At 58.9% G+C, this 10,467-nt stretch carries 5 protein-coding genes; 2 read left to right on the forward strand and 3 right to left on the reverse strand.

Features of this window, described 5'->3' with window-relative positions; translation table 11 throughout:
• Window positions 1–126: 126 nt before the first annotated feature.
• Entirely contained in the window at window positions 127–2,223 is a 2,097-nt protein-coding gene (locus V9K67_RS23855) for a RagB/SusD family nutrient uptake outer membrane protein (RefSeq protein WP_336727044.1), read from the reverse strand.
• A 24-nt stretch (window positions 2,224–2,247) separates the two neighbouring features.
• Window positions 2,248–5,652 (reverse strand): SusC/RagA family TonB-linked outer membrane protein, encoded by a 3,405-nt coding sequence (locus V9K67_RS23860; RefSeq protein WP_336727047.1) that lies wholly within the window; start codon window positions 5,650–5,652, stop codon window positions 2,248–2,250.
• Between the two features lie 635 nt (window positions 5,653–6,287).
• On the opposite strand from V9K67_RS23860, the gene V9K67_RS23865 reads away from it, so the two are divergent.
• Window positions 6,288–6,824 (forward strand): peptidase associated/transthyretin-like domain-containing protein, encoded by a 537-nt coding sequence (locus V9K67_RS23865; RefSeq protein WP_336727049.1) that lies wholly within the window; start codon window positions 6,288–6,290, stop codon window positions 6,822–6,824.
• Window positions 6,825–7,045: 221 nt separating this feature from the next.
• On the opposite strand, the gene V9K67_RS23870 is transcribed toward V9K67_RS23865, so the two are convergent.
• Window positions 7,046–8,152 (reverse strand): glycoside hydrolase family 43 protein, encoded by a 1,107-nt coding sequence (locus V9K67_RS23870; RefSeq protein ID WP_336727051.1) that lies wholly within the window; start codon window positions 8,150–8,152, stop codon window positions 7,046–7,048.
• Window positions 8,153–8,431: 279 nt separating this feature from the next.
• Here V9K67_RS23870 and V9K67_RS23875 point away from each other — a divergent pair, with 279 nt between their 5' ends.
• The gene (locus tag V9K67_RS23875; RefSeq protein ID WP_336727053.1) at window positions 8,432–10,381 is read left to right on the forward strand and encodes a sialate O-acetylesterase; all 1,950 of its coding nucleotides are present in this window, start codon (window positions 8,432–8,434) and stop codon (window positions 10,379–10,381) included.
• Window positions 10,382–10,467: the final 86 nt, after the last annotated feature.

Raw genomic sequence — 10,467 nt, forward strand, 5'->3', positions numbered from 1 at the left:
AGCAGAAAAGCCTTTTCCTGAACGGAAAAGGCTTTTCTGTTTAAGATGTACCTATATTTCAAACCAGCAGGAAAAGCTACTGATTTGGGCACCCCTCTCCACATGGAGAGGGGCCGGGAGGGGGCTTTACTGCTGTGCGAAGCCGTAGCCGTTGGAAATGCGACCGTTGGATTTGGCAATGGTTTCGGCCGACAGGGGCAGCAGGTAGCGCGGCGGCACGCCGGAAGCTACATAGGCATCGGAATATCCCTTGAAGATGCTGGTGGTGTACTGGGCTTCGTTGGCCACGATAGCGGCGCCCCAGGCAGTTTTCACATAACCGTCCTTAACCAGGTCGGCAGCTTCCTGGCTCCGGTGGTCGATGCGCCGGAAAAGCCCCTTGATGGCCAGGCTGCGGTTGCCCGAAGCGGCCGTACCGATAGAGGTCCACTGGTCGCAGTTGCCGCGCCAGCTGGGGAAGCGCACCGGGTAGGTGGCGTCGGTTTCGGCCACGTTGCACTGGGTGGTCAGCATCTTGGTCATACCCAGGCTGGAAACGTTTACCTTTTTCACATAAATGGAATCAGGGATGGTATTGCCATTAGCAAAGGTATAAGAGCCTTTGGACCGCAGGTCGGCCACCATGGCTTTTTGCAGGTCGCGCAGGGCCTTGATCTTGGCCGGCAGCTTGCCGGTGCGGATCAGGTCGTCGCGGCGCAGGCCTTCGCCGGCGAATTCCAGCTTGCGTTCCTGCAGGATCGCTTCCTTCAGGGCATCACCCGACAGGGGATTGATGTAGCCGTCTACCTTGGCGGTTTGGTCGGCGGCGGCAAAGGCGCGGGTCCTTACCTTTTTCAGCTCCGCCTTGGCCGAAGACTCGTCGCCCAGCTCGGCATAGGCTTCCGCCAGCATCAGGATCACATCGGCCATCCGCATCTGGGTCCAGTTCACGCCCGAGGCACGCTGGGCGGCGGTCCAGGGTTTGGTCATGCGGCTTTCGTCCCATTTGTTGTTGGAAAGACCGCCCTTCTCCCGCGAGCCGGGGGCAAAGTCGATCATCGTTTCCGAGGCGTTGCCGCTGTTGGAGGTAACGGTGACGGTCACATCGCGGCGCAGGTCTTTGGGATCATAATCGCCGTAGTAAAAAGCGGGGTGCATGCGGCTCTGGCCATACGACTTACAGGGATAGGCGTTGGAGCCGCCACCACCCGAAGGACGGCCAAAGGCATAGGGGCGCTCGGAGAACTGGCCCTGGGTTTCGCCGACCTCGAACAGCGATTCGGGGCTTACCAGCAGGTCCATGTTGTACTGGAAGTTGCGCTGGAAGGGGTTGTTGTAGTCCGCGCCGCGGCCGTCGGTAACGATCAGGTAAGCCGAGCCGGGAGCGTCCACGCAGGCCTTCAGGTAGGTCTTAGCGGTCTCATAGAATTTTTTGTAGTCGGTGCGGCGCACGTATTTCGACTTCCACATTTCGGTGCCGAGCTGGGTAAACTGCACGCTGCCATAATCGAAATCGGTGCGGCGGGTGCTGTAACCACCGGCAAACAGGGCGATCTTACCAATCAGGGCCTGGGCGAAGGTGCGGGAGAAGCGTTCGGCGGTGATGCTGCCCTCGCCCAGGCGGTACATCAGGGGCTCCACCTTTTTGAGGTTCTCGATCTCACCTTCGTAGATCAGGTCCCGCGACACCAGCTTGGCGCTGTCGGCTTCCGCCGGCGTGGCGAAGGCTTTGGAGAAGTAGGGCACGTCGCCGAAATAACGGATCAGGTTATGGTACGCAAAGGCGCGGAATACGGCCGCCTCGCCGTACAGCTGGGTCCAGTCGTTGGGCTTGCCCGCCGTCACGGCACTTTTATAATCTTCCTTTTGGGCAATGGCGTCCATGATAATGTTGGCACGGGTCACCACCTTGTACAGGTTTGCCCAGCCGTCCACCGAGGAGGCGTAGTTAATGGATATTTCGGAAGCGTACAGGCCCTCGGGGATGTGCCGCGTCTGGGCGTCGTAGCCCTCGGGGTGGGTTTCGGCGTCGGAGCCCACTACGTCCAGGTCGTAAAACAGGCCGTTGTTGCCGCCGCGCCAGATCTCGTAACCGCCGGCCAGCACCTTGAAGGTTTCGCTGGGCGAAGAGAAGACGAAGTCCTGGTCCACGGACGAAGGCGACTGCACGTCCAAAAAGCTTTTTTTGCAGGAGGCGCCGGTCAGCAGGACCGTGCCCAAACATATATAGAGGAGATTTTTCATGACAAGAAGAGTGTTCGTTATGTTTTAGAATTCAATGTTGAGGCCGGCAGTGAAGGAACGGGCACGGGGATAAGCGCCCCAGTCCAGGCCGGGGGTCGGGTAGCCGGTACCGCCCTGGTTCATGTTGGTGTTCACTTCCGGATCGAGGCCTGGGTAGTTGGTAAACGTCAGGGCGTTGTAGATGGCACCGTAGACGCGCAGGCGGTTGATCCGCATTTTCTTCACCACGCCTTCGGGCAGGTTGTAGCCCAGGGTCACGGTGTTCAGGCGCAGGAAGGAGCCGTCCTGGATACCCATGGTCGACACTACGGGGTTCTCGTGGTAAGGCAGGAAGGTGGTGGCGCCGGCGTTCAGGGCGTCCAGGGCCGCCGGGTCGAGCACTTTCTGGATCTGGCCGTTCTGCACGTCGAAGATCTTATAGGCGGTGGACAGGTAGTTCAGGCGGTTGCGGTACAGGCCGTCTTCCTTGCTGCCGTAGAAGGCGGCGAGGTAGTTGGCGTTGTAAATCTGGTTGCCGTACACCCAGTTGAAGTTCAGGGCCAGGTCGAAGCTCTTGTAGGTAGCATTCACGCTGAGGCCGCCGGTGTGCTTCGGGTTCATGTCGCCGATGACGGTGGCATCCTTGTCGTCGATCACGCCGTCGTTGTTGCGGTCCTTGAACTTCACCACGCCGGGGTAGGCCACCTGTCCGCCGGGTTTGTTGGCGGTGGTGCCGTACACGGTGCCGATGATGCCCGAGCCGATGTCGGCCACGCCCTTTTTGAGGGTATACACGCCGTTGGCATAGGTGAAGTCGGCAGTGGTATACCAGCCGTCATACACAAAGCCGCGCACCTGGCCTACCGGCTTGCCCACTTCCAGGATATAGTCGCCGGTATTGGGCTGCTGGCCGGAGGAGCCCCAGCCGGTTTTGTACAGGCCGGTCACGCCGGGGCTCAGCTCGTCGATGCGGCCGCGGTTCACGTTGACGTTGACGTTGGCGGTCAGGGTGAAGTCTTTCGTATGGATGAGGTCGGATCCCAGCGACAGCTCGACGCCGCGATTGCTGGTGCTGCTGACGTTTTGGAACTGGTAGTCGAAGCCGGTGGTCGGGCTGATCTTGGCCTTCATCAGCAGGTTCTTGCTGGAGTTCTGGTACACGTCCAGAGTACCGTAGAGGCGGCGTTTAAAGAACGAAAAGTCGAGGCCCAGGTTGCGGGTAACGGTGGTTTCCCAGATCAGGTCGGGGTTGGGCATGATGCTGCCGGGGACATAGGAGGCCTGCTGCTGTTCGCCGGTGGAGAAGCGGGTGAGGCCGCTGGACGACCATTGCGCCTTCCACTGGGTGGCATCGATGGCGTCGTTGCCCACGGCGCCGTAGGAGGCCCGAAGCTTCAGGTTGTCCAGCCAGCGCACGTCCTTCAAAAAGTCTTCGTTGCTCATGCGCCAGGCAACGGCGCCGGCCGGGAAATAACCCCTGCGGTGGTTGGACGAAAACTTCGAGGAAGCGTCGGCCCGGAAGGTACCGGAAACCAGGTACTTGTCCATCAGGCTATAGTTCAGCCGGCCGAATAAGGAATTCAGGCGGACGGCGGGCGATACGCTGGAGCCGATGCCGAAGTTAATGGGGTTGGTACCGGTCAGGTACTGGTTCATCATGGCAAAGGCACGTTCCGAATCGAAGGATACGGGGTAGCGGTTGCCATACATATTGATGCCTTCGCCATAGGAGTTCATCAATTCCTGGCCGGCGGTCATGCTCAGGCTATGGTCTTCGCCCAGGCCGGTTACCTGGTAGTTCAGGGTGTTCACCCAGCGCAGGCTCCAGCCGGCATCGCTGGAAATAGAGGCGTTACCCGAAAAGGTTTTGTTGCCCGCGTTGTCGAGGTAGTCGTTGTAGACAGCGCCCGACCAGGTTTTGTTGCGGTGCCAGTAGCGGTTCAGGCCCAGTTCGGAGCGGGCGGAAAGGCCCTTGATAATGGTCCAGGTAAGGGCGGTATTGGCGCGCATGGACTGTTGGTTCACCCAGGGCTGGTAGTCTTTCATGCGCTCTACGGGGTTGTAGCGGTCCTGCAGCACCACATCGTACAGGCCCAGCTGCGTATTCTTTGTATCGTCCAGTTCGCCCAGGACGTCCTGGCGGGCGATGGGGCGGAACAGGTAAGCCGACGACAGGATAGAGCCGCGGCCGGTGGTGGTGCCTTCGTCGCTCATCTTGCGGATGTCGGTATAACGGGTATCCAGCGAGAGGCTCAGCTTCTCGGTCAGCTTCTGGTCCAGCTTAAAAGCTACGTTGGCCCTTTTGAACCACGAGTTGATCTTCATCCCGTCGTTGTCGGTATAGTTCAGCGCCAGCAGGTACTTGGTTTTGGCGTTGCCGTTGGAGATGGTGAGGTTGTGGTTGTGCGAATAAGAGGGGCCGTAGGCATCGCGGGAGTAGTTTTTCGCCTCCACGTTTTTATAGTGGTTGATGCCGTCGGCATTGTTGTAGGTGGCGGCATAGCTGCCGATGCCCCACAGCCGTTCCCAGGCGCCGGCATAGCTGTCGCTGATAGCCTTGGCATACGCCCAGTTGTAGGAGACGTAGTCATAGGCGTTCATGGTTTCGAGGTACTTCGTCGGCTTGTTGTATTGGATGTAGTTGTCGTAGGCGACGGTGAGCTTGCCGCTTTTGCCGCTCTTGGTGGTCACGATGATCACGCCGTTGGCGCCGCGGGCACCGTAGATGGCGGTGGAGGCGGCATCCTTCAGCACGTCGATGCTTTCGATCTGGGTGGGCGGAATGTCGTTGATGGAGGAAACGGGGAACCCGTCCACGATAAAGAGGGGGTCGTTGGTCTGGGAGATGGAGCCGCCGCCGCGTACGCGAATGGATACGCCGGCATCCGGACGGCCGTCCTGGGTGGTCACGTTCACGCCGGGCATCTTTCCCTGGAGGGCCTGGGCGGCATTGGCCACGGGGGTGGCGGCGATCTGCTTACCTGATACCGAGGCTACCGAGCCGGTCAGGTCTTTGCGTTTGGAGGTACCATAACCGATCACCACCACTTCGTCCATGCTGCCGGTGGCGGGCTGCAGGGTGATGGTCAGGGCCCCATCGCCGGTGGCTTTCCGGTCCAGGGCGGTATAGCCCACGTAGGAAATCGACAGCATCGCATCCTTGCGGGACACGTCGAGGGTAAAGGTGCCGTCGGGTTGGGTGGTTACGCTTTTGGTAGATCCTTTTTCGGAAATGGTGGCACCGACCAGGGGCTCGCCCGAGGGTTGCACCACCTTACCGGTGAGGCGGACGGCGGGGGCCGATTGGGCCGAAACGGAAGTACAGGCAGCATTTAACAGCAAAGCAAGCATGAAGGTGCGGGAAATGGCCTGCGCATAACCCGGCACTTTGGCAAAGGAAGCGGCCCACCGTCTTGAGGACGATGTCCTTCCGGAAGCAATCGTTAGCATTCTTTCTTGAGGTTTTGTTTATAAAAAACTTGAGTCGACAGTCTTTTCCCTTTTCCCGGGGCGCGATGCGCTCCGGAAGCGGGTGAACCCACTTCGGGCCTTGGTTACTATGATTCAGGGTTGGTGCACGCCCGCCGGATGTTCCGGCCGGGGCCATGTGCGGGTGCCGGCAGTACTTCTATGAAATCGATTCCACTCTTGCACGGGCCGTTCTCCCCCACGATTTCTTTCTCAGCTTCTTATAAATTGCCTGCGCATTCTTTAACCGGGCCTTTTTGATTCCTTAAAAGAAGCCGGCAGCCGGTCAATGAATGTTAATGAACGTTAAAGATAGCCTTTAACATCTCTTTTTGATTTCACCGCAGCGAAATTTTTTACGCAATCGTTCCCGGAAAAAAAGGCCCATAAATCGGAAGATCCCCGGAGGCACCCCCCCGGAAAAAGTGTCCCCTAAACACCTAAAGGCCCGCCAAAGGCCGTTTAACGCACTTAAGGCCAGGCGCCAGGAAGTACAAAATTCATTTGCCCGAAACGGCAGGGCGGGTTAAATTGCAGTATGCAGATCCGGGAACAACGGCACCCGCAAGCCGGACCTGCGCCCGGACCCTGCGAAAAAACAACCAAAACCAACCATCATGAAGAAAGCATTCCTGCAACTGACGGCCGCAGCGCTGGTCATTGCCCTCACCGCCCCTTCCTGCGCTTCCATCGTCAGCAAAAGCGCTTATCCCGTTTCCATCGATACCCGGCCCTCCGGTGCCCAGGTAAGCATTACCGACAAGAAAGGAAAGGAAATTTACAAAGGCACCAGTCCTGCTGCCGTGCGGCTGAAATCCGGCGCCGGCTTTTTTTCGCGGGCCGAATACCAGGTACGCCTTTCCGCGAAGGGGTATTCCGAAAAGGTGATCCCCGTGACCTTCAAGCTCAATGGCTGGTACTTTGGCAACCTGCTCATCGGCGGCCTGCTGGGCATGCTGATCATCGACCCGGCCACCGGCGCCATGTGGCGGATCGATAAATATTCCGACGACATCAACGAAGTACTCCAGAAAGATGCCGGCGCCACCGCCACCACTTCCACCACGACGGCTACTTCCACCCCCACCCTTAAGGTCATCGACATCAAGGACGTACCGGCCCACCTGAAGAACCAGCTGGTGAAGATCAAATAGACCCAGCCTCACCCCCGGCCCCTCTCCATGTGGAGAGGGGTGCCCAAATCACAGTCTTTTCCTACTGGCAGGAACCATAGGACTTCTTTAAAGCAGAAAAGCCTTTTCCGATTGGAAAAGGCTTTTCTGCTTTAGTTAACCACTCTTTTCCCTACCCGTAAACAATGATGCTGGTTTGGGCACCCCTCTCCACATGGAGAGGGGCCGGGGGTGAGGCGTGCTTATTTCTCGCTATAGGCGGTAATGGTTTCGATGGTGCCGTCGGGGCGGTGTTTCAGTTCCGTCACCTTCACGTTGCGCAGGTGGTTCTTGCCCGAAAGTTCGGTATCGTGGTAAAAGAGGTACCACTTGCCGTTCTGCTCCACGATGGAGTGGTGGTTGGTCCAGCCCAGCACGGGGTTCAGCAGCACGCCCTGGTAAGTGAAGGGGCCGTACGGGCTGTCACCGGTGGCGTAGGCAATAAAGTGGGTATCGCCGGTGGAATAAGAGAAATAGTACTTGCCGTTGTACTTATGCAGCCAGGCCGCCTCGAAGAAGCGTTTCTCGCGGTTGCCCGACAGCAGCGGCTTGCCGTCCTTGTCCAGGATCTTTACTTCCTTCACAGGGCCGTCGAACTGCAGCATATTGCCGGTCAGCTTGGCCACTCTCGGTCCCAGGGCCGGTTCGTTGTCGGCCGGCTCCTGCCCGTAGGTGGAGTCGAAGGCGCCCTTTTGCCATTTCTGCAGCTGTCCGCCCCAGATGCCCCCGAAGTACAGGTATGAGCTGCCGTCGGTATCGGTGAACACGGCCGGGTCGATGCTGTAGCTGCCTTTTATGGGCTGGGGTTCGGCCTTGAACGGCCCGGTGGGCGATTTGCTGGTGGCGACGCCGATATGAAACACGCCGTTGGCGTCCTTACCGGGGAAGTACAGGTAGTAGGTGCCATTCTTATAAGCGGCATCGGGCGCCCAGAGCTGCTTTTTGGCCCAGGGCACATCCTTCAGGCTGAGGGCCACGCCGTTATCCGTTACGGGGCCGCCGATGCTGTCCATGGACAGTACATGGTAGTCCTGCATATCATACTGGTCGCCGAAATCGTTATCGGGAATACCCGAATCCACATCGTGGGAGGGATACACGTACACCTTGCCGTTGAACACGTGGGCCGAGGGGTCGGCGGTGTACATGTCGGTGACCAGGGGCTTGGAGATAAAGCTGCGGTTGGCGGCGGTGGCGGCACCGGCGGTTGAATCGGCGGCACCGGGCTGGCCGGACGTATTGGACTGGCAACCGGTAACCAGGGTAGCGGTGAGTGCCGCTGCGGAGCAGAACAGGAGTGCTTTTTTCATATCTGGAACAATGCGTTTTAGAGCCGCTTCCGGGGAAGCGGGCAGGTGATTTCCTGCGCTAATATCCTATAAATTTTCAGAAATGCAACCGATTACACTAACTTTTCCATTAAAATTTCAAAATCCCGTCGGCCTGCAACTGCAGGGGGCGCCCAGCATAAGAATTCATTAACAGCACAGCTATTTAGGGCCCCACTTCAAAATGTAACCGATTTCAAAAGTTTTTTGGAAAAACAGCGCTGATCGCTTTATTTGCAGGGCACAAACGATTGCCCCCGCATGAAAAAGAAACTCTCCTTTCCACGAGCACTCTTTTCCGCCTTCGGCCTTTTTTTACTGGGCCAGCCGGCCTACAGCCAGGTACGGCTGCCCCGCCTGGTACGCGACAGCATGGTGCTGCAGCGCGACGCCCCCGTAACCCTCTGGGGCTGGGCCGCCCCCGGCGAAAAGGTGGCCGTCCGCTTCCGCGGCAAAAGTTACAAAACCACTACCAGCTCCCAGGGAAAATGGACCGTGCGGCTGGCACCCCTCAAAGCCGGCGGCCCCTACACCATGGACATCAGCGCCAGCAACCGCATACAACTGCACGACATCCTGGTGGGCGACGTCTGGCTCTGTGCCGGCCAGTCGAATATGGTGCACCAGCTGGAGCTGCACAAGGAACGCTACGCCGACGACATTGCCCGGGCCAATAACCCGAACATCCGCCAGTTCTGGATCCCCACCCTCACCAGCATGGGACAGCCCCAGGCCGACCTGCCCGCCGGCTCCTGGAAATCGGCTATCCCCGAAGACATACGGCAGTTTTCCGCCGTGGCCTACTTCTTTGCCCGCGACCTGTACGAACGCTACAAAGTACCCATTGGCTTGATCAACGCCAGTGTCGGCGGCACGCCCATAGAGGCCTGGACCAGCGAAGAGGGCCTGAAAGAATTTCCCCAGCTGCTGCAGACCGTACAAAAGAACAAGGACACGGCCTATGTGCAGGGCACCGCCCGGGCCGCCCTCGCCTATGCCAATGCACACCGGCGCAAAGAACAGGACAAGGGCCTGGCAGGCCCTGTCCGCTGGTACGATACCGCCTATACGCCCAAAGGCTGGCAACCTTTCCATCTCCCCGGCTACTGGGAGGACCAGGGCATCAGGGACCTGGACGGTGTCGTATGGTTCCGCCGGGAACTGAACGTACCCGCTTCCATAGCCGGCCAGCCGGCTAAGATCGCCCTGGGCCGCATTGTCGATGCCGACTTCCTGTACGTCAACGGCAAACCGGTAGGCAACACCACCTACCAGTACCCGCAAAGAAGGTATGCCGTTCCCGCCGGCCTGCTGCGGGCCGGGAAGAATATTATTACGGTGCGCGTTATCAACCAGTCGGGCAAGGGCGGCTTCGTGCCGGACAAGCCCTACTACCTGGCAGCCGGCGGCGACACCCTCGACCTGAAGGGCGACTGGCAGTACAAAGTGGGCGAAGCCTATGCCCCGCAAGGATGGGGGCCTGCCACTATCAGCGCCCAGAACCAGCCCACGGCCCTGTTCAACGCCATGGTGGCGCCCCTGGTGCCCTACACCCTCAAAGGCATGCTCTGGTACCAGGGCGAAAGCAATGCGGGGAAGCCGGCGGAATACGCCCGCCAGCTGCCCGCCCTCATCCGCGACTGGCGCGGGCTTTGGGGCCAGGGTGAGCTGCCTTTCCTGTACGTGCAGCTGCCCAACTTCATGGAAGCAACCTACCTGCCTTCGGAGAGCAGCTGGGCGCGAATGCGGGAGGCGCAGCTCAAGGCGCTGTCCGTGCCCAATACCGGCATGGCAGTGGCCATCGACCTGGGCGAATGGAACGACATCCACCCCGACAACAAAAAAGATGTGGGATTGCGGCTGGCAACGGCCGCCCGTAAGGTTGCCTATGGCGAAAAGGACGTCGTGTATTCCGGGCCCATTTACCAATCCTCCCGCGTAGAAGGCAACAAGATCATCCTTTCTTTTGACCATACCGGCAGCGGCCTGGTGACGGGCGATAGCGAGGCGCCGGGGGCGTTTGCGCTTGCGGGAGCCGATAAAAAGTTCGTGTGGGCACAGGCGAAGATCGAAGGCAATACGGTGGTGGTCTGGAACGACGAAGTGCCGAACCCTGTGCATGTGCGTTATGCCTGGGCGGACAACCCGCCGGGGGCCAATTTATACAACAAGGAAGGACTGCCGGCCTCTCCTTTCCGCACGGATGAATGATGAACGTTTTTCACGGGTGTCCGGTTTAATCTAATTGATTTTCAACAAGTTACAATATAGTTCTTTGAAATTTTAGGAGACAATCG

Source organism: Huijunlia imazamoxiresistens (genome assembly GCF_037132455.1).
Classification (GTDB): Bacteria; Bacteroidota; Bacteroidia; order Chitinophagales; family Chitinophagaceae; genus Flavisolibacter; species Flavisolibacter imazamoxiresistens.

Bases quoted from the DNA above. Each gene is read 5' to 3' on its own strand.
- V9K67_RS23860 (WP_336727047.1), bottom strand. From the start codon at position 5,652: ATGCTAACGATTGCTTCCGGAAGGACATCGTCCTCAAGACGGTGGGCC.
- V9K67_RS23855 (WP_336727044.1), bottom strand. From the start codon at position 2,223: ATGAAAAATCTCCTCTATATATGTTTGGGCACGGTCCTGCTGACCGGC.
- V9K67_RS23875 (WP_336727053.1), top strand. From the start codon at position 8,432: ATGAAAAAGAAACTCTCCTTTCCACGAGCACTCTTTTCCGCCTTCGGC.
- V9K67_RS23870 (WP_336727051.1), bottom strand. From the start codon at position 8,152: ATGAAAAAAGCACTCCTGTTCTGCTCCGCAGCGGCACTCACCGCTACC.
- V9K67_RS23865 (WP_336727049.1), top strand. From the start codon at position 6,288: ATGAAGAAAGCATTCCTGCAACTGACGGCCGCAGCGCTGGTCATTGCC.